Source organism: Hymenobacter sp. UYP22 (assembly GCF_040547285.1).
Classification (GTDB): Bacteria; Bacteroidota; Bacteroidia; order Cytophagales; family Hymenobacteraceae; genus Hymenobacter.
In genome coordinates this window covers 88,718-108,291 of sequence record NZ_JBEPPK010000010.1, presented here as the reverse complement: position 1 = coordinate 108,291, position 19,574 = coordinate 88,718, and the positions used below count along the sequence as shown (strand labels likewise).

At 59.9% G+C, this 19,574-nt stretch carries 15 protein-coding genes; 10 read left to right on the top strand and 5 right to left on the bottom strand.

Features of this window, described 5'->3' with window-relative positions; all coding sequences use genetic code 11:
• Positions 1 to 52: 52 nt before the first annotated feature.
• On the bottom strand, positions 53 to 496 hold the full coding sequence (locus tag ABIB60_RS15645) for a ribosome-binding factor A (RefSeq protein WP_354581186.1): 444 nt from the start codon (positions 494 to 496) through the stop codon (positions 53 to 55).
• Between the two features lie 159 nt (positions 497 to 655).
• Here ABIB60_RS15645 and ABIB60_RS15640 point away from each other — a divergent pair, with 159 nt between their 5' ends.
• Positions 656 to 2,068 (top strand): hypothetical protein, encoded by a 1,413-nt coding sequence (locus ABIB60_RS15640; protein WP_354581184.1) that lies wholly within the window; start codon positions 656 to 658, stop codon positions 2,066 to 2,068.
• Positions 2,069 to 2,156: 88 nt separating this feature from the next.
• On the opposite strand, the gene ABIB60_RS15635 is transcribed toward ABIB60_RS15640, so the two are convergent.
• Together ABIB60_RS15635 and ABIB60_RS15630 are read right to left on the bottom strand one after the other, a co-directional pair.
• Positions 2,157 to 2,399: a DUF6952 family protein gene (locus ABIB60_RS15635; protein WP_354581183.1), complete on the bottom strand. Its 243-nt coding sequence runs from the start codon at positions 2,397 to 2,399 to the stop codon at positions 2,157 to 2,159.
• 12 nt (positions 2,400 to 2,411) lie between these two features.
• Positions 2,412 to 2,723 carry a thioredoxin family protein gene (locus ABIB60_RS15630; RefSeq protein ID WP_044003852.1) on the bottom strand — a complete coding sequence of 104 codons (312 nt, stop codon included), beginning with the start codon at positions 2,721 to 2,723 and terminating at the stop codon, positions 2,412 to 2,414.
• 200 nt (positions 2,724 to 2,923) lie between these two features.
• Here ABIB60_RS15630 and ABIB60_RS15625 point away from each other — a divergent pair, with 200 nt between their 5' ends.
• From ABIB60_RS15625 to ABIB60_RS15615, 3 genes are all read left to right on the top strand, one after another.
• Complete coding sequence (locus ABIB60_RS15625) at positions 2,924 to 3,520, top strand: arylesterase (RefSeq protein ID WP_354581181.1); 597 nt, start codon at positions 2,924 to 2,926, stop codon at positions 3,518 to 3,520.
• A 67-nt stretch (positions 3,521 to 3,587) separates the two neighbouring features.
• Complete coding sequence (locus tag ABIB60_RS15620) at positions 3,588 to 4,274, top strand: Cj0371 family chemotaxis-regulating polar lipoprotein (protein ID WP_354581179.1); 687 nt, start codon at positions 3,588 to 3,590, stop codon at positions 4,272 to 4,274.
• A gap of 119 nt (positions 4,275 to 4,393) precedes the next feature.
• Complete coding sequence (locus ABIB60_RS15615; protein WP_354581178.1) at positions 4,394 to 5,569, top strand: glutathionylspermidine synthase family protein; 1,176 nt, start codon at positions 4,394 to 4,396, stop codon at positions 5,567 to 5,569.
• 209 nt (positions 5,570 to 5,778) lie between these two features.
• Here ABIB60_RS15615 and glgP read toward each other — a convergent pair whose 3' ends face one another.
• A complete protein-coding gene (gene glgP, locus ABIB60_RS15610) occupies positions 5,779 to 7,431 on the bottom strand; it encodes an alpha-glucan family phosphorylase (protein WP_354581176.1) in 1,653 nt (550 codons plus the stop codon).
• A 376-nt stretch (positions 7,432 to 7,807) separates the two neighbouring features.
• On the opposite strand from glgP, the gene ABIB60_RS15605 reads away from it, so the two are divergent.
• The 5 genes from ABIB60_RS15605 to ABIB60_RS15585 all read left to right on the top strand — a co-directional run bounded on the left by ABIB60_RS15605 (position 7,808) and on the right by ABIB60_RS15585 (position 15,711).
• On the top strand, positions 7,808 to 9,256 hold the full coding sequence (locus tag ABIB60_RS15605; RefSeq protein ID WP_354581174.1) for a hydrolase: 1,449 nt from the start codon (positions 7,808 to 7,810) through the stop codon (positions 9,254 to 9,256).
• A gap of 263 nt (positions 9,257 to 9,519) precedes the next feature.
• Positions 9,520 to 11,430, top strand: coding sequence for a glycoside hydrolase family 13 protein (locus ABIB60_RS15600; protein ID WP_354581172.1), 1,911 nt, complete (start codon positions 9,520 to 9,522; stop codon positions 11,428 to 11,430).
• Positions 11,431 to 11,520: 90 nt separating this feature from the next.
• The gene (locus tag ABIB60_RS15595; protein ID WP_354581170.1) at positions 11,521 to 12,228 is read left to right on the top strand and encodes an SDR family oxidoreductase; all 708 of its coding nucleotides are present in this window, start codon (positions 11,521 to 11,523) and stop codon (positions 12,226 to 12,228) included.
• A gap of 117 nt (positions 12,229 to 12,345) precedes the next feature.
• Positions 12,346 to 14,193 (top strand): alpha-amylase family glycosyl hydrolase, encoded by a 1,848-nt coding sequence (locus ABIB60_RS15590; protein ID WP_354581169.1) that lies wholly within the window; start codon positions 12,346 to 12,348, stop codon positions 14,191 to 14,193.
• A gap of 105 nt (positions 14,194 to 14,298) precedes the next feature.
• Positions 14,299 to 15,711: an MFS transporter gene (locus ABIB60_RS15585; protein ID WP_354581167.1), complete on the top strand. Its 1,413-nt coding sequence runs from the start codon at positions 14,299 to 14,301 to the stop codon at positions 15,709 to 15,711.
• A 78-nt stretch (positions 15,712 to 15,789) separates the two neighbouring features.
• Here the strand turns inward: ABIB60_RS15585 and ABIB60_RS15580 are convergent, their stop codons facing one another.
• A complete protein-coding gene (locus ABIB60_RS15580) occupies positions 15,790 to 16,191 on the bottom strand; it encodes a hypothetical protein (protein ID WP_354581166.1) in 402 nt (133 codons plus the stop codon).
• Positions 16,192 to 16,460: 269 nt separating this feature from the next.
• Here ABIB60_RS15580 and ABIB60_RS15575 point away from each other — a divergent pair, with 269 nt between their 5' ends.
• Positions 16,461 to 19,496 carry a M16 family metallopeptidase gene (locus tag ABIB60_RS15575; RefSeq protein WP_354581164.1) on the top strand — a complete coding sequence of 1,012 codons (3,036 nt, stop codon included), beginning with the start codon at positions 16,461 to 16,463 and terminating at the stop codon, positions 19,494 to 19,496.
• The last annotated feature ends 78 nt before the right edge of the window (positions 19,497 to 19,574 follow it).

The following is a 19,574-nucleotide window of genomic DNA, read 5'->3' as shown; positions in this document are numbered from 1 at the left end:
CTAATGGCGAAACAGGCAGCGCAAAAACTCACCATTTCACCATTTCACCACCTCACAGCTCGTCTTCGTCGGCGAAGAGTTTGGGGCGTTTGGGCGTAGCGTCGGGGTTGTCGGGGGCCGACTCGTTGGGGGTGGCGGGCGGAATGTGCAACTGCCCCAGCACCTGGTCCATGTGGGCCGCGTAGGAGGCCGAGTCATCGAGGAAGAATACCAGCTCGGGCACAATGCGCAGCTGCTTGCGCACGCGCTTGGCCAGCGCCTGCCGAATTTCCTTGGCATTGTCCAGCACCAGATCCAACTGCTGGGTATCGGAGCCGCTGTTGCCTACCGTGAGCACGCTCAAGTACACGCGGGCCACGCCCAAGTCGGGCGAGACGCGCACGAGGGTAATGCCCGGGGGGAGGCCCGGAAACACGTGTGGTAAGTCGCGCTGAAATACGGCGGCCAAATCCTGCTGGAGCAGGCTGGCTACCTTTTGTTGTCGTTTGCTATCCATAAGAATCGGCAAAGATAGGGACTTACGGACTTGAGTACCTGCAGCCAGGGCCGAAGAGGGACGCTATATTTGCCAGCTGACACTCAGGGCGGCGGCAAACCAACGCGCGTTGCGCTTTTCCGCCCCCTGGAGCACCCCGGTTTCTAAGCTCTTTCTCTCTTGCTTCAATTCTTTAAAAGCTCCCTGCTCACCCGCCTAGTGGTGTTGCTGCTGCTGCTGCTGGCCCTGCGGTTGCCGCTGCTGTGGTGGGGCATTCCGCTGATGCCCGTGGAGCTACGCAGCCTGCTGATAGGCGAGAGGCTCCACGACGGAGCCCGCCTCTACCAAGACGTGTACGACAGCACGGGCCCGCTGGCGGCGGCCCTGGCAGGCCTCGTTGAGCTGGCCGGCAACCGCCTGCTGTGGCTGCACCGGCTGCTGGCTCTGGCCCTTTTCACGTTCCAGGCTTTGCGCTTCAACTTTGTACTCAACCGCGCCGATGTGCATCCCGAGCGGGGCTACGTGGGTGCGCTGGTGTACTTGCTGCTAGGTTCCATCACCCCCGACCTAGACATCCTCTCACCGCTGCTGCTGGGGCACTCCTTTCTTATAGCCGCCTTCAGTGCCTTGCTGCCCACCTCCCGGGAGGGCTATGACAACCGGCGGCTGTTTCGGGCGGGGTTTCTGATTGGGGTGGCGGCGTTGTGCTATTTGCCGCTGGCGCTGTTTCTGCTGCTAGGGCTATTTGCCGTTATTATCTTCGCGGCCAGCTCTTTCCGGAGCTTTTTGCTGCTGCTGTGCGGCTTTTTCTTCCCGTACGCGGTGGTAACTACGTTTTTCCTGTACACTAACTCACTGCCGGGCTTTTCGCAGTTTCATTTGCAGCCCACGTTCAGCGGGCTGGTGGCCGGGGCCGATGGCCTGCCGCTGTGGGTGCAACTGCGGCTACTGGTCCTGCCGGGGCTGGTGCTGCTGCTGGGCCTGGGGCGCAGCTTTGCCATTCCGCCGGGCCTGGTGTTTCAGGTGAAGTTTCAGCAGCTGATGCTGGTGTGGCTGGTAGTAGCCGTGGCGATGGGCGCGGCCGGCGGGGGCCGGGCCCCGGGTACGCTGGTACTCATTCTGCCCCCGCTCACGTACTTCAGCCTTTACCTCTGGCAGAGGAACCGCCGGGCCTGGGTGCCGGAGTTGTTGCTGCTGGTAGTGGTGGGGGCAGTGCTGGTGATGCGCTACCGCTCGGCCCTGTTTCTGGATGCCCTTATTCCGGTTCCTTTGGAGAGCCGCTACGCCGTGCAGCCCAACCCTCGCTACGCTTTTCTGCAGGGCCAGCAAATTCTGGTGCTGGGCCCCGATATGCGGCCCTACGCCCAAAACCGCTTGGCTACGCCGTACCTGGATTGGCAACTGGCCCAAACCGACCTGGGACGCCTCAACGAGTACGACGCCGTGTTTCGGGTGGCGCGCAACTTCCAGCTGGCCCCGCCCCGCTACCTCATCGACCAGCGTGGCCTTGTACCGGAGCTACAGTACAAGATACCCACCATTTTTAGCCGCTACGAGCCCACCAACACGCCCGGCGTGTATCGGCTTAAATAGTGAAGTGGTGAAATGGTGAGTTTGATGTTCAATCTGCGCTATTCTGCACCAGTAGAACGTCAAACTCACCATTTCACCACTTCACCAATTAGCTGATGCTTACGCGGACTTTGGCGGTGTATTCGCGCAGGGCGGTTTTGAAGTCGGCGCCGGTATCCTTCATGTGGTTGAGGATGAAGATGGCCGCGAATACGTGCGTGAGCTGTTCGCCTTCATCTTCGCCTTCCACCTCGAAAGCGGGAGTCTGTTCTTCCAGTAGAGCCTCCTCGGCAGCTATTAGGCTCTCCAGCGTCTGGGTTTCTACCAGGCGCTTGATTACGGGCATTTTCATAGCGAAGCAGGCTTAGTTCAGGCGCGAAATCAGGCTGGCTACGGCCTCCTCTTTGCTGGCGGCCACGGTATCTACCAGCTCCCCGTTGCGGAACACGGCAAAGAAGGGCAGGTTGGTTACACTGGCCAGTTTGCGGGCCTCAGGGCTGGTTTCGGCGTTTACGTCCAAGAAGGCCATGCCTTCGTTCTGCTCGGCCAGGCGCTTAAACTTGGGCGAGAACAGGCGGCAGTTGCCGCACCAATCGGCGTAGTATTTCACTACTACCTTCTCGTTATCTTGCAGTAGTTGCTGAAAATCGGCGTCAGTGGCTTTCGTTACGGACATTATGCGGTTGATTGGTAGAAGAAATCAGACTTATCAGAGGAGAATCATTCTCATCTGGCAGCAAAGGTAAAGCCCAAAAAGGCCAAAAAAGTTTGTCGGCTTCAACTTTTCTGCTGGAGCACGTGCGTATCAGGCTGGGCCGAACTCTGGCTCCATCGAATCGTTTAGCTGGTTGCCCTTTCTCTTTTCGGCTTCTTTTTATGCACACTCTTCTCTTCTTCGGCGACTCCCTAACGGCCGGCTACCAGCTCCGCGCCAGTGAGTCGTTTCCGGCCCGTATTCAGGAAAAGATTGACGCGGCTGGCCTCGCTTACAAAGCTTACAACTACGGCGTAAGCGGCGAAACCACGGCCGGGGGTCGCCAGCGCATCAGCTCCGTTCTTCAGCGCTTTACTACGATTGACGTGTTTGTGCTGGAGCTAGGCGCCAACGACGGTTTGCGCGGCATTCCGGTACGGGAAACCACCCAGAACCTGCAGTTTATTCTGGATGCGGTGCGCCGGGCCCACCCTGAGGCCCGCCTGGTACTGGTAGGGCTGGAGTTTCCCTTTGATTTGGGGCCGCTGGCTACGCTGGGCGGGGGTCGGTTGGGCAACTATGCTCAGGAGTTTAATGCCTTGTTCCGGCAGTTGGCGGAGAAAAACTTAGTAGACTTTGTACCCTTTCTGCTGCACGGTGTACTGGGCCAACGCCATCTTAATCTCCCCGACGGGGTGCATCCTAACGCCGAAGGTCAGAAGTTGCTGGCCGCCAACGTGTGGCAGGTGCTGCAGCCAGTATTAGAGCGGCAGCCCTAGCTTAACAGCCCAAAAGCGTATTCCTGCTATTTTTAGCCTCTCAATCTGCCACTTCTCTTTCCTTGCTATGAAACGCCCTTTTTACCGCCTCGGCGACTGGCGCCGCAACCTGTTTCTGCTCACGGCGGCTGCCAGCTTGGGCCTAGGTGCCCTGCCCGCCTGCTCCTCCAACGACAGCCGCTCGGATGCTTCGGAAGCTTCCTGGGACAATGCCACCGACTCCTACACCCAGGGGGTTATTACTGAAATGACGGAAACGCAGCCAGGCCAGTGGAAAATTACGGCTGAGCGCCCGGCCGGCAAGGAAGAAGTGGCCGCCATCTTGCGGCACCTCGATGGAAAAGTAGATACGCTGCAAGGCCAGGCGTTGCAGCAGCAGATGCAGGACTACACCCGCCGCTACCCCGAAAACCGGGTAGGCAGCACCAGCATGATGGATGTGCTCATGTGGAGTGGCATTGGGTACATGGCCGGCCGTTGGCTTACGCCTAACACCGGCTACTATGCTTCGCCCGGCATCTTCCAGGGAAACAACGGCTGGCGGCAGAACATTGCCCGGGAGCGGGACAATGAGCGGCGCGGCTTTTTTGGGCGGGGTTTCACGGGCAGCCGCACCAGCGGCAACGCGGGCATTAGCGCCAGCCCTACGGTGCGCCGCTCCGTGTCGCGCAGCACCTTCCGCAGCTCGGCGCCCCGTAGCAGCCGCAGCAGTGGCTTCGGCAGCCGGGGCAGCTCCCGGGGCTTTGGGGGGTAAATCCCTGAATATTCGAGCAGTTCGGCGGCGTCCCGGCCTGCCGTTCTCTATTCATAACTAGCTTCAATAAGCTACAAGCGTGTGGTTTGCTCTATAATCGACGCTCAAACAAATACTGTATGATTCGTTTGTTGCCGCTATCCGGTAATGTGGAGCCGGCTATTCGCCAGCTGGGCTGGGACTGGGCCGTGGAAGATGCCTGTGCATCTTACCTGGCACCCGAGGCCGTAGCCTTGCCCGAACCTGAGGCCGAAACCCTGCTCCAGACCGTCGACACACTCTACGACATGCTGGTGCAAGCTGTGCCCGACCCTATTCCCGACGACTTTCTGCAGCAGCTCGGCATTCCCGTGAACCTCTGGGAAGCCGTGCGCCACAGCTGGAACGATGAGCGGCACTGGCACCTCTACGGCCGCTTCGACCTGGCCCAGACGCCCGAGGGCCCTAAACTAGTGGAGTTCAACGCCGACACCGCCACCAGCATCCCCGAAACGGCCGTGGTGCAGTGGGCCAGCCTGATGGCTGCCGGCCGCCCCGCCGAGGAACGGCAGGCCAACGGTCTGTTTGAGGGCATGGAGGGCCAGCTGCGCCACTGGCGGGAGCTGAACCCCGACCTGGCGCCCCACCTGCTGCTGGTGCACCTGCCTGATAGCGCCGAGGATGAAACCAACTGCGCCGTGGTGGCCGAAGCGGCCCGCGCGGCCGGGTTCGAAACCGCCCATAGCTGCTCCGTGGATGCCATGCGCGTAGCCGTGGAAGGGGAGGACCGGGGCACTTGGGCGGAGGTAGCACCCAACCAGTGGCAACGTTTCGAGTTCCTGTTCAAGCTGGTGCCCTGGGAGCTGCTGGCCGACGAGGAGCCCGAGCTTACCGCCGACCTCACCCACCTGCTGCTCACCCGCGACCTGGTTATTGCCAACCCGGCCTACGCGCTGCTATTCCAAAGCAAGGCCCTGCTGGCCCGTCTCTGGGACGTATTTCCGCACCACCCGCTGCTGGTAGAAGCCAGCCTCCGCGACCTGCCGGGCCACCACGTACGCAAGCCCTTGTTCGGGCGCGAAGGCCAGAATCTGACCGAATTGGATGGCACCTTCACCCGCCAGGAGCAGCCCGGCGACTTCGCCGACCAGCCCCAGGTGCGCCAGCGCTGGCTCGATTTCCCGACCGATGCTCAGGGCCGCCGCTACCAGGCCGGCGTATTCTGGGCCGGGGAGGCCTGCGCCATTAGCTTCCGCCGGGACGTGGGCATTATCACCAACCTTTCGGAGTTCGTCCCGCACATTCTCACTACCTGAAAGCCAATCGGGCTGCGCTTCGCTACCCTTGTAGCAAGGCGGGGCCCGATTGGCGTAATTCATGCGCCGGTCCGGCGGGCGAAGCCCGTCGGGCCGGTTGTTGCGTGCTGAAGTTGTTGCGTCGTCGTTCGGGTGTCAGCTAACGACAAGCGGCCCGACGGGCTACGCCCGCCGGACCGGCGTGGTTTTCAATCAGTACAGGACGGCTACTACTTGGCGTCGTACATTCGCTGGTAGTACTCGGTGGCCATGCGGTGCGACTCGAACTCGGGCTCCACTTCGCGCATGCCGGTTTTCACCAGCTCCAGGAATTTCTCGGGCTGACCGTAGTACAGGGGCACGATTTCGTTTTCGAGTACGTCGAGCACGTTGGTAGCTTCGATGTTGTCCTTCACCTCATCGGGCTGGTTGATGTCGGTATGCTCAATGATGAAGCCGTTTTCGCCGTGACGCACGAACTCCGGAATCCAGCCATCGGCAATGCTCAGGGAGGCTGAGGCGTTCATGGCGGCCGTCATGCCCGAGGTGCCCGAGGCTTCGCGGGGGTAGCGGGGGGTATTCAGCCAGATATCGGAGCCCTTTTTCAGAGCCGCCGACAAGGCCAGCTCGTAGCCCGTGAGCACGGCGCAGTTTTTCAGGTTCTTGGTCTTCTCAATGATGCTGTTGAACAGGCCGATAGCGCCGAAATCCTTGGGGTAGGGCTTGCCGGCCCAGATAACCTGCACGGGCCGGTCGGCGTTGTTCACGATATCCAGGAACCGCTCGAAGTGGCGCAGAATCAGGTCGGCGCGCTTGTAGCCGGCGAAGCGGCGGGCCCACACGATGGTCAGCACCTCGGGGTCGAGCAGGGTGCCGGTCTGGTCGGCCACGATGTCGAACAGCTCCTTTTTCAGCTCCCGCTTGCGGGCTTTCAGCGCCTTATCGTCGCCGGCTTCCAGGGCTTCGTGCAGGGCTTTGTCGCGCCAGTAGGTGCCGTTCTGGGAGTTGGTAATGGCAATGATGGGGCAGATGCCCGCGTTGGTGCCCCACATGTCGTTGGCCACCTCGCCGTGCACTTTGCTTACGCCGTTGCTGATGCGCGAGAAGCGCAGGGCGGTAAGGGTGTAGTTCACCCGCTCATTCTCTACCAAGCCCAGGCTGCGCACTTCCTCCAGCGGCACGTTGCCGAAGAACGACATATCGTGCAGCAGTTTCACGGGGTGTTCCTCGTTGCCGGCCAGCTCGGGCGTGTGGGTAGTGAACACGAGGCGCTTCTTCACCTCTTCCAGGTTGCGGCCGTGCTTGTCGTAGAGGTAGAACGCCAGGGGCAGGCCGTGGCCTTCGTTGAGGTGATACACCTCCGTGTGGCGGCCCAGCAGGTCGAGCAGCTTACCACCGCCTACGCCCAGCAAAATGCTCTGGGCTACGCGGGCGGCCGTGTCGGCGTCGTAGAGGTGGTGGGAGATGGTGCGGGAGAGGTAGTCGTTTTCGGGAATGTCCGTCGTGAGGAAGAACATGGGGGCCGTCCCAAACGTGTCGGGGGCCAGGTACAGGGCCTTCACCATCACCTGCGCATTGTGGATGGTAATGGGAAATACCAGGCCGGTATCTTGCAGGAAGCTGTAATACTTCAGGCGGAAGTCGGCGCGCATGCTCTGGTCCTCGTTGCGGCCCTGATCATAATAGCCAAACGACCACAGAATGCTGATACCCACCAGGTTTTGCTTGAGCTCATACACGGAGCGCATGTGGGAACCGGCCAGGAAGCCCAGACCGCCGGAATAGGTTTTCAGCGCCTGATCCAGGGCGAATTCCATGGAGAAATACGCGGCCGGGGTGCTGAATTCGGGAGCGGGCGTGTAGGTATTGAATTCGAATGCCATAGTAGCAGAATGTGTGCGGTGAGTGTGAGCTTACTGGTAGTGCTGAGGAAATCAGCTCACCCATTGAAAGCCCAAAAAAAGCGGAAAAGAATGGACCAAGCGGATTGCATTCAGATAAGAATGCCAAAATGTTAACGAGCCACTAGTAAAAGGCAAACAAGCACCACTAAATGGGCTGGGCGGGCTGTCCGGGGCATTTTCATCGGCCGGCACTATTTAGCCGAGTAAGCTGGCCGCCGGGACGAGCCTCAGCAAGCTAAGTGTTTGATAATAATTCCATAATATTCCTTGCCCTTTCTGCTACTCAGGCGCCCGATACCTTTGCCAAAAGGGCTTTTCGGTTCTTTTCTCTCACTCCACAACCACCCTACACCGCATGCGTTACCCCCTGCGCTGGCTCACAGCTTCCCTGCTGAGCCTTACAGTTCTGTCCTGCGCCAAACAGGATAATCTTCCTTCGCCCATTGCCACCACCGCCACCACTGGGGCGGCCGATGTGAGCAGCGCCGGCTTTCCGGAGGGGTTCGAATCAGGTACCAAAACGGCGTATACCACCGGCTCCGTCACGCTCGGCTCCGGCTCCTGGACGCTCAACGACGCCCTGCTGGGCAACACCTCGGCCGACCCCAAAACCGGTGCGCAATCGGTGCGGGTGCGCAACACTGGCTCCCTCACTATGAACTTCAACGCCACCACCGGCGCGGGCGTGGTGACGGTGCAGCACGCCGTGTACGGCACCGATGGCAGCTCGCAGTGGGAGCTGTGGGTTAGCCAGAACAGCGGCAGCAGCTACACTAAAGCCGGCAGCACTATTACCACTAGCAGCACTAGCCTGAGCACGGCTTCGTTCACGGTGAACCTGAGCGGCAGCGTGCGTTTGCAGATTCGTAAAATCTCGGGCGGCACCAACCGCATCAACCTCGATAACGTGACGATGGAGCAGTATGGCGGCGGCACCACGCCGCCGCCCACTGGCTCAGCCAAGAAATTCCTGTTCGATGGCTCGCACGGCGAGTTAGCCGGCAACGCCGACTGGGTACTGGACGTGAACAGCGGGGTAGCTTCGCGCTACCCTTCCCCCGACCAGAGCGGTATTACGGCAACCACCTCGGAAACCTACTGGACGGGCGCGGTTTCGGCTTGGGGCGTGGCTCTGGTAAAGCTGGGCCACACCGTGGAGCAGCTGCCCGCCGGTACCGCCATCAGCTACGGCAACAGCAGCAACCCCCAGGACCTGAGCAACTACAGCGTGTTTGTGGTGGATGAGCCCAATACCGTATTCACCGCAGCCGAAAAAACGGCCATCCTGCAGTTTGTCCAGAATGGTGGCGGCCTGTTCATGATTTCCGACCACACTATTTCGGACCGCAACAACGACGGTTGGGATTCCCCGGAAATCTGGAACGACCTGATGCAGAACAACTCCGTGCAAACCAATCCTTTCGGCTTCTCGGTGAACATGGACAACATCGTGGAGAACAGCACCAACGCCCTCACCACCAGCACCAACACCATCATGAATGGCTCCCAGGGCCGGGTGTCGCAGCTATCCTTCCACAACGGCGCTACCATGACGCTTTCGCCCACAGCCAACAGCACGGTGCAGGGGCTGATCTGGCGCAGCTCAGCTACCCAAGGCAACAGCCTGGCCATGGCCGCCAGCAGCACTTTTGGCACGGGCCGCGTGGTGATTATCGGCGACTCCTCGCCGGCCGATGACGGCACCGGCTCGCCCGGCAATACCGTGTACGACGGCTGGAACGAAAACGTGAGCCATGCCCGCCTGCACCTGAACGCCTCCTTGTGGCTGGCGAAGCTGCAATAACCGGCCTCAAACAACCAGCAACTACCTCTGCAGCCCCGCTGTCCGGTTCATACCGGCGGCGGGGCTTTTGGTTGGGCGAAAGCAGGGTAGCTACGTCGTCTTCACAACGGCATTACCCACCCTGAAAGCCCTAACAACTATCTTGTATCAATCCAGCACCAAAAACCTATCAATACGTCACCATTTCGCGGGGTGGAAACAGTAGCATGAGCGGGGCCGGGGTGCGTACCTTGGCAGAACCGTTTCTGACTTCCCATCCGCGTATGAACTCCTTCCGATTTCTGCCTTTGCTGGCTGGCTCCCTGCTGGTCGCTACCACCGCTTCTGCAACGCTGGCCGCCCCGGCCCTGACCGTTACCGAAACCACTGCCCCGGCCGCCAAAACCGCCGCCATCCAGCGCATCGATCCCACGTTCTGGTGGGTGGGCATGAAGAACCCTAAGTTGCAGCTGCTGGTACACGGCCCCGGCATTGCCAGCAGCACGGCCACGCTCAAAGCCTACGAGGGCGTAACCCTGGACGGCGTGCAGAAGCTGGAAAGCCCGAATTACCTGCTGCTCAACATTACCATCAGCCCCTCGGCCAAGCCGGGCAAGCTGCAGCTGGAGTTCAAGGGGGATAAGAAAACGACCTTTGCCTACGAGCTGCGCCAGCGCACTACCCCCGGCGACAAGCAGAAGGTGCAGGGCCTGACCCAGCAGGATTTCATCTACTTCCTGATGCCCGACCGGTTCTCGAACGGGGACCCCAAGAACGACTACATTGCCGGCATGCGCGCCCCCAAAGTGGCCCGCGACTCAATGTACTCCCGCCACGGCGGCGACCTGAAGGGCCTGGAAAACCATTTCGATTACCTAAAGGAGCTGGGCGCCACAGCCGTGTGGATGACGCCGGTGGTAGAAAACGACATGCCCAAGGCCAGCTACCACGGCTACGCCCTCACCGACTACTACAACACCGACCGGCGCTACGGCACCCTGGAGGAGTACCGGCAGTTTGTGGATAAGGCCCACAAAAACGGGCTAAAAGTGGTGCACGACGTGGTACTCAACCACATGGGCTCCAAGAACTACCTGTTTCTGGACCAGCCCGCCAAAGACTGGTTCAACCAGTGGCCCAACTTCACGCGCAGCAACTACAACTCCTCGGCCCTCAACGACCCCTACGGCTCCCAGCTGGATGGCAAGCTCTATAACAAAGGCTGGTTCGATACCACCATGCCCGACGTAAATCAGAGCAACCCGCTGGTGGCTACCTATTTGATTCAGAACTTTTTGTGGTGGGTGGAGTACACCGGCCTCGACGCCTACCGCATTGATACGTACCCGTACTCCGACCCCAAGTTCCTGATGCAGTGGGGCCAGGCCATGCAGGAGGAGTTTCCGACCCTGTTCAGCTTCGGGGAGGCTTGGGTAGGCAGCACGGCCCAGCAGGCCTTCTTCGCCCGCAACATCTTCCAGCCGGTGGATGGCTTCAAGTCCAACCTCGAGTCGGTGTTCGACTTCCAGTCGCAGGGTGCGGTGCACGATGCCCTGCGCGGCGACCAACCCAACATGAACCGGATGTACGAGGCCCTGCAGGGCGACTGGATGTACGAGGATGCTACCCGCAACGTGACCTTCCTCGACAACCATGACATGAGCCGGTTTTACTCGGTGATAGGGGAGGACTTCGCCAAGTACAAGCTGGGCGTGGCCTGGCTGCTCACCTGCCGCGGCATTCCGCAGCTGTACTACGGTACTGAGGTACTAATGAAGAACTTCTCGAACCCCGACGGGAAGGTGCGCGAGGATTTCCCCGGCGGCTTCTCCGGCGACAAAACCAACTACTTCACGGCCGCCGGCCGCACGGGCCAAGCCGGCGAGGCGTTTAACTACGTGAGCAAGCTGGCCCAGTACCGCAAGGCCCACCCCGTGCTGGCTACGGGCAAGCTGATGCAGTTTATTCCCCAGGACGGCGTGTACACCTATTTCCGCTACAACGACCAGGGCGAGGCGGTGATGATCCTGCTCAATGGTAATAAGGACGAGAAAACGGTAGACGGTGCCCGGTTTGCGGAGCGCACCGGCGGCTTCACCGGTGGTACCGAAATTACCACCGGCGCGGCCCTCTCCCACCTCAAGAGCTTCAAGGTTCCGGGGCGCACAGCCTGGGTGGTGGAGCTGAAAAAATAGCGTTGGGCAAGGCCGATGGGAACCACTGTCGGCCTTGCGTACTTATTCAGTATCATACGGTATTATTTTCAGCCTAAACCTGACGAAACCATGACTGACCTAACCGACAAAGTAGCTATTGTAACGGGTGCCAGCCGGGGCATCGGCCGTGCCATTGCCTTGTTGCTGGCCATGCAGGGAGCTAAAGTGGTATCCGTGGCTCGTACTGCCGAGGAGTTGGAAGAACTCAATACCAAAACCCAGGGCCTGGCTATTCCGGCCGACGTAGCGGACGAGGACGACGCCGCGCATATTGTGGCAGAAACGCTCAGCTACTATGGCCGCCTCGATATTCTGGTGTGCAACGCGGGTGTGGGCTCGTTTAACCTGCTGGAGCATTTTGACGCGGCCGAGTGGGACCGAATATTCGACGTGAATGTGAAGGGCACGTTCCTGCTTTGTAAGGCCGTGGTACCTCACTTCAAGGCCCAGGGCCGCGGCCACATTGTGGGCATTACCTCCGATGTGAGCAAGCGCACTTTCGAGCACGGCACGGCTTACGGGGCCAGCAAGTTTGCCCAGGATGCTCTGTTAGGCTCCCTGCGCAAAGAGGTACGCTCTCATGGCGTGAAGGTGAGTACCATTTACCCTGGCTTGGTCGACACCTATTTCAACGACTCCCGTCCCGGCAGCTTGGACGCGGAGAAAACTCATCTTAAGCCCTCCGATATAGCGCAGGCCGTGCGCTATGTGCTGGAAGCACCCGCCCACGTGGTGATTGATGAGCTGATGCTGCACCCCATGACCCAGGAGTGGTAATTGTTCAGTGGAAATTGCTGCTACACGTTATGCTGAGCCGTTGGCGCAGTACGCCAGCGTCCGGAGCATGATGGGCTTTTGTCCTGCCAACTCAACCAAACGCCTATCTTGCTACCTATGAAATACCTGTTTCTGCCTGCTGCTGCTTGCGCCTTCGGGCTGGCGGCCTTGGGGCTTTCTTCCTTCACTTCGCAACCCTCCGTTTCCGTGGCCGAAACCGTTCTTTCTTCGGACCCCAACACCACCGACGAGCAGCCCCAGGATCATAAGCTGGTGATTTACCAGATGATGACCCGGCTGTTCGGCAACAAAACTGCCGTGAACAAGCCCTACGGCACGCTCCAGGAAAACGGCGTGGGCAAGTTCAACGACATTACTGGCCCGGCTTTGCAGGCCATCAAGAAGCTGGGTGCCAGCCACGTGTGGTACACCGGCGTGATTGAGCACGCCACCATGACGGATTACACCAAGCAGGGCATTGCCCTGGATGATGCCGACGTGGTGAAAGGCCGCGCCGGCTCGCCCTACGCCATCAAGGATTACTACGACGTGAACCCCGACCTGGCCGTGGACGTGAAGAACCGCATGCGGGAGTTCGAGGCCCTGGTGAAGCGCACCCACGACAACGGCCTGAAAGTCATCATCGACTTCGTGCCCAACCACGTGGCCCGCACCTATAAGTCGGATGCCCACCCGGCGGGCGTGGCCGATTTGGGGGAGAAGGACGACAAAACCACGGCCTTTGCGCCCAACAACAACTTTTACTACCTGCCCGGTAAGCCCTTCGTGGTGCCGGCCGGCTATAACCCGCTGGGCGCGTTGAAAGGCCCCCGCGAGGATGGCAAGTTTCAGGAAAACCCGGCCAAAGCTACCGGCAACGACGTGTTTTCGGAAGCGCCCAAGGTGGACGACTGGTTTGAAACCATCAAGCTCAACTACGGCGTCGATTACCAGAACGGCCGCAAAAAGCACTTCGAGCAGACGCCCGATACGTGGCTGAAAATGCGCGACATCCTTATCTTCTGGGCCAAGAAGGACGTGGATGGTTTCCGCTGCGACATGGCCGAGATGGTGCCGGTGGAGTTCTGGGCCTGGGTGATTCCGGAGCTGAAAAAGGTGAACCCGAAGCTGGTATTCATCGGGGAGGCCTACGATGCCAAGACGTACAAAATGTACATCGAGCAGGGCCACTTCGATTACCTCTACGACAAGGTGGGCCTCTACGACGGCCTGCGCCGCCTCATGCGCGGCGAGGGCACTACCGAGGACATTACTAAGGTCTGGAAGGAGGAAAGCCGGGGCTTCAGCAACCACATGCTGCGCTTCCTGGAAAACCACGATGAGCAGCGCATTGCCAGCAAGGATTTTGCCGGTAACCCCCGCGCCGCCATTCCGGCCATGACGGTTTCGGCCACGTTGGGCACCGGCCCGGTAATGCTGTACTTCGGGCAGGATGTGGGCGAGCCGGCCCACGGCTCGGAGGGCTTCTCGGGTGAGGACGGCCGCACCACCATTTTCGACTATTGGGGCGTGCCCGAGCACCAGAAATGGATGAATGGCGGCAAGTTCGACGGGGGCAAGCTCAGCCCCGAACAGCGCCAGCTCCACGACTTCTACGCCCGCCTGCTCACGCTCACCAGCCAGAGCGACGCCATTCGCCGGGGCAAATTCTACGAGCTGCAGGACGCCAACAACCTGGATGCCCAGTACAACCAGCGCCAGCTCTACACCTACGTGCGCTACACCGAGAAGCAGAAGCTGCTCATTGTGGTGAACTTCAGCCAGGACAAAACCTACAAGCCCACCATTCGGATTCCGGAGAATGTGCTGCAGTTGATGGGCCTAAATCCGAAGCAGTTCTACACCTACTCGGAGTTACTCAGCCAGGCCCCAGCCGTGCAAACCCTCAACCTCACCCTGGCCCCCCAAAGCGCCTACATCTTCGAAATCAACCCCAAGAAGTAGAATCTAGATAGGAGAACTTAGAGCCTAGCATCTTTCTGATTTCTAAGCTCTAAGTTCTCGCCTCTAGGCTCTAACATCCTTCCCCAATTCCCACACAGTATCAGCATGGCAACCAGCGTAGCAGCCGCTCCCACCGGCACCGATAACAAACCCCGCCTCAGCTTCTGGCAGATCTGGAACATGAGCTTCGGCTTTCTGGGTATCCAGTTTGGCTTTGCGTTGCAGAACGCCAACGTCAGCCGCATTTTTGAAACGCTGGGTGGTACCGAAATTGCCCTGTACTGGCTGGCCGCCCCGCTTACCGGTATGCTGGTGCAGCCCATCATCGGCTACATGTCGGACCGGACGTGGAGCCCGAAGTGGGGCCGCCGCCGGCCGTTTTTTCTGGTAGGAGCGGTGCTGGCTTCGTTGGCGTTGCTGATTATGCCCAACGTATCGGCCCTGTGGATGGCAGTGGGTATGCTCTGGATTATGGACTCCAGCATCAATATCAGCATGGAGCCGTTCCGGGCGCTGGTGGGTGATTTGCTGCCCGGCGACCAGCGCACCACCGGCTTTGCGGCTCAGACCTTTTTCATTGGGGTAGGAGCGGTAGTGGCTTCCATGCTGCCCTGGATGTTTACCAACTGGTTCGGCATTGCCAATACGGCCCCGGCCGGCCAGATTCCGCCCTCCGTGAAGTATGCTTTCTACATCGGGGCTGTTGCCTTCTTTACGGCAGTACTCTGGACGGTGCTGACCACCAAGGAATACCCACCGGCTGACATGGCCGAGTTTGAAGCTGAAAAGCGCCGTACGGCCGGTTTCTGGAACGGTATCCGGGAGTCGTTCAGTGGTATCTTTCACATGCCCAAGACAATGGCCCAGCTGGCCATTGTGCAGTTTTTTAGTTGGCTGGCGCTGTTTTCGATGTGGATTTACACTACGCCGGCCGTAACCAGCCACATCTACCATACCACCGACACCACCTCTAAACTCTATAATGAGGGTGCCGACTGGGTAGGCGTATGCTTTGCTACGTACAACGGGGTTTCGGCTGTGGCGGCCTTGCTGCTACCCTTCATTGCCCGCGCCACCAGCCGCCGCTTCACGCACCTGCTGTGCCTGGTGGCCGGTGGCCTGGGCCTGATTTCCATCTACTTTATCCAGGACCCCAAAATGCTGCTCGTGTCCATGATTGGGGTGGGCATTGCCTGGGCTTCCATCCTGAGTGTACCCTACGCCATGCTGGCTGGTGCGCTGCCCGCCAACAAAATGGGCTACTACATGGGCGTATTCAACTTCTTCATTGTAATTCCGCAGGTGGTAGCGGGCCTGATTTTGGGCTTCTTCACTAAATCGGTATTCGGTGGTGAGTCGGTGTATACCCTGATTTTGGGCGGCATTTCCATGATTATCTCGGGTCTGTTGACCTTGCGCGTCCACGATGCCGACGATGTTCGCCTGCCCGCCGACGCTACCCTTCAGACCAACTCTCCAGCGTACGATACCACTGTCGAGTCGAATCCACGGATATAGTTGTCAGCTCTTCTTCAATCAAAATGCCCCGCCGTACACGTAGTACGGCGGGGCATTTTGATTGAAGCAGGTTGGTATTTACCCGTGTTGTAGCCACTGCTGGGCTGGGAGCTCCTCGGTGAATACCTGCAGCTGAGTGTTGTTGCTCTGATCGAACTCGGCCAGGCGGGGACGCAGGATGTCGGCGTGGTAGGGCGTGGTGAGGTAGGCAATGCGCCGGGTAGCGGCGGGCAGGGCCGCCTGGAAATCGTGGCGAAAATCGTTCAACACCCACTGCAAGTCGGCCAGATCAGCCAGGCCTCGGCTGCGCAGGTCAATCAGCCAGCGGCCAGCCTGCTCCTGCCGGGCCAGCGTTAGGGCGGCACCGTAGCCCTCCCGGTGTTCCTGGGAGGTGGCCGGCCGCGTCCAGCGCATAATCAGCAGCTGCAGATCGGGGCGGTAGGAGAGGCGCAGGTAGTCAGAGGTGGCAGGAGCGAACATAGGCTAGGCAAGCAAAGGTAGGCTAGTTTCGGCCGGTTAGGTGCAACCAAACTCTGAAGCGCACATGAATTTGTAGTGAACCGGGCAGTACTGAGTAATTGCTAGGGGCGGCAGGGGCAGAACTGGAGTAGAAACTGTTGACGGTGGTTTTTCGGGCTTTCGGGGCCGAAAGTGCCGGGTTGGTTGGAACATGATTTGGTCAACCTCTGCTATTTAGTTTCTGGCATGTAACTTCCGGTCACGTTTACTCACGTCTATTCCCGCGTTCAATGACCCGCAATCAACTACTGCTGCTGGGCCTGGGTGCCTCGCTGGCCCTGCAGCCGGCTATGGCCCAGCAAAAGGCCACCACCAAGCCCGCCACCGTTACCAAAGCGCCCACGGCCACGGCCGGCGGCGCCCGCCTCGTGGAGAAAGTAACCCGCAAAGGCTCGGAGCTGGTAATTCCCTACGAAAAATACGTGCTGCCCAACGGCCTCACCGTTATTGTGGCCGAAGATCATTCCGACCCGCTGGTGCACGTAGACGTGACCTACCACGTGGGCTCAGCCCGGGAGCAGATTGGCAAATCGGGCTTCGCGCACTTCTTTGAGCACATGATGTTCCAGGGCTCCGACCATGTGGCCGACGAGCAGCATTTTAAAACGGTTTCGGCCGCCGGCGGCACGCTCAACGGCAGCACCAACCGTGACCGGACCAACTACTTCGAAACTGTACCCAGCAACCAGCTGGAAACCGCGCTGTGGCTGGAAGCCGACCGCATGGGCTTCCTGCTGGACGCCGTAACCCAGCCTAAGTTCGAGAACCAGCGCAGCACCGTGAAAAACGAGCGGGGCCAGAACTACGACAACCGCCCCTACGGCCTGGCTTCCGAAAACGTGAGCCGCACGCTCTACCCCTACGGCCACCCGTACTCCTGGATGACCATCGGCTACCTGGAAGACCTGGACCGCTCCAACGTCGACGACCTCAAGAACTTCTTCCTGCGCTGGTACGGCCCCAACAACGCCACCCTCACCGTGGGCGGTGATGTGAAGCCGGCCGACGTTATCCGGCTGGCTGAGAAATACTTCGGCCCCATTGCCAAGGGCCCGGCCGTAACGGCCCAGAAGCTGCCCGCCCCCAAGCTCACGCAGGACCGCTACGTGAGCTACAAGGACAACGTGCGCTTCCCCATGCTGCAAATGGTGTTCCCGACGGTACCCAGCGGCCACCCTGATGAGTTTGCCCTGGATGCGTTGGCCGACATCATCGGCAGCGGCAAAAACTCGTTGCTGTATAAGAACCTCACCAAAACCCAGCAGGCAGTGCAGGCCCAGGCCTACAACAGCACCTCCGAGCTGGCCGGCGAGTTCACCGTTGTTGCGCTGCCCTTCCCCGGCAAAGGCCTCGATTCGCTGGAAATCAAGGTGCGCAACACGTTCAAGGAGTTTGAGCGCACGGGCGCTACCGCCGAGCAGGTGGGCCGCTACAAAGCCAGCACCGAAGCCCAGATGATTAACGGCCTGGCCAGCGTGCAGGGCAAAGTAAGCCAGTTGGCCGCCAACCAAACCTACTTCGGTAACCCCAACCGCCTGCCCGAAGAGCTGAAGCAGCTGCGCGCCGTAACGCCCGCCGATGTGAACCGCGTGTACAACCAGTACATCAAGGGCAAAAGCGCCGTGGTGCTGAGCGTAGTGCCCAAGAATGGCAGCGTACCGCCCGTAAAGGCCGATAACTACACGGTATCCAAAGAGGGCTACAAAGCGCCCGACTATGGCTACAACGGCCTGAAATACGTGAAGGCCACCGATACCTTCGACCGGAGCAAGCAGCCGGCCGCCGGTACCAACCCCGTGGTGCAGGTGCCCGCCGTGTGGCAGGCTTCCTTTGATAACGGCCTGCGCCTGATGGGCACCCGCAACGCCGAAATTCCCACGGTTACCATGCTGCTCACCATCCGGGGCGGCCACCGTCTGGAGCAGAGCATGCCCAACAAGGCCGGTATTGCCTCGCTCACGGCGTCCATGATGAACGAGGGCACCCAGAAGTACACCGGCGAGCAGTTCAGTGCCGAGTTGGAGAAGCTGGGTTCCAGCATCCGCGTGAACACCGGCGACGATAACACCACGGTGTACGTGCAGAGCCTGACCAAGAACCTGCCCGCCACCATGAAGCTGCTGGAGGAACGCCTAATGCGTCCCCGCTTCGATGAGGCCGATTTCGCGCGTATTAAAAAGCAGACCCTGGAAGGCATTGCCAACCAGAGCACTCAGCCGGTAGTTATTGCTGATAAGACGTTTGCCCGCCTCGTGTACGGCGCCGGCGACATTATGCAGGTAGCCGGCAGCGGCACCACCTCCACGGTAACCAACCTTACCCTGGACGATGTGAAGCAGTTTTATCAGCAGAACTACGCCCCCAACGTGAGCTACCTGGTAGCCGTGGGCGACGTGGACCAGGCGGCCCTCACCAACCAGGCGGGCTTCCTGAAAAGCTGGCAGAAGAAGGACGTAAGCCTGCCAGCGGGCATGGCCAGCACCCAGCCCGACAAAACCCGCATCTATTTCGTGAACAAGGATGGGGCGGCGCAGTCGGAAATCCGGGTGGGCTACCTCACCCCGCTCACCTACGATGCCACCGGCGACTATTACCGCGCCTACCTGAGCAACTACCTGCTGGGCGGCGCCTTTAACTCCCGCATCAACCTGAACCTGCGCGAGGATAAAGGTTACACCTATGGCGCCCGCTCGGGCTTCCAGGGCACCCGCTACGTAGGCCCCTACACCGCTCAGGCCGGCGTGCGTGCCGATGCCACCGCTGCCTCGGTGAAGGAGTTCATGAAGGAAATTCAGGGCTACCGCAATGGTATTTCGGACGACGAGCTGCAGTTCCTGCAGGCTTCCGTGGGCCAGAGCGACGCGCTGCGCTACGAAACCGGTCAGCAGAAAGCCCTGTTCCTGAGCCGCCTGCTGGAGTACGACCTGCCCACCAGCTACGTGCAGCAGCAGAGCGACATTCTGAAAAACCTGAAGAAGGAGGATGTGCAGGGCATTGCCCAGAAATACCTACCCGCCGACAACATGTACATCGTGGTAGTCGGTGACCGGGCCAAGTCCTTCCCCGGCCTCTCGGAGTTGGGTTATGAGGTAGTGGAGCTGGACGCCGACGGCAACCGCCTGACGGCTATGGCCCCCGCGGCTCCCGCCGCAACCTCCACACTCACGCCTCCCCTGGATGCCGAGAAGATGAAGGTAAAAACCAAGGACGCCGACGGCAAAAAAGAGAAGCGCAAGTCCAAGAAAGACAAGGACGACGCGAAATAGGCTGAGCAGCCTATTGGCACCCGAAACCGGCCCGGTCTGCGCAAGCAGGTCGGGCCGGTTTGCGTTGGTGTACGACTG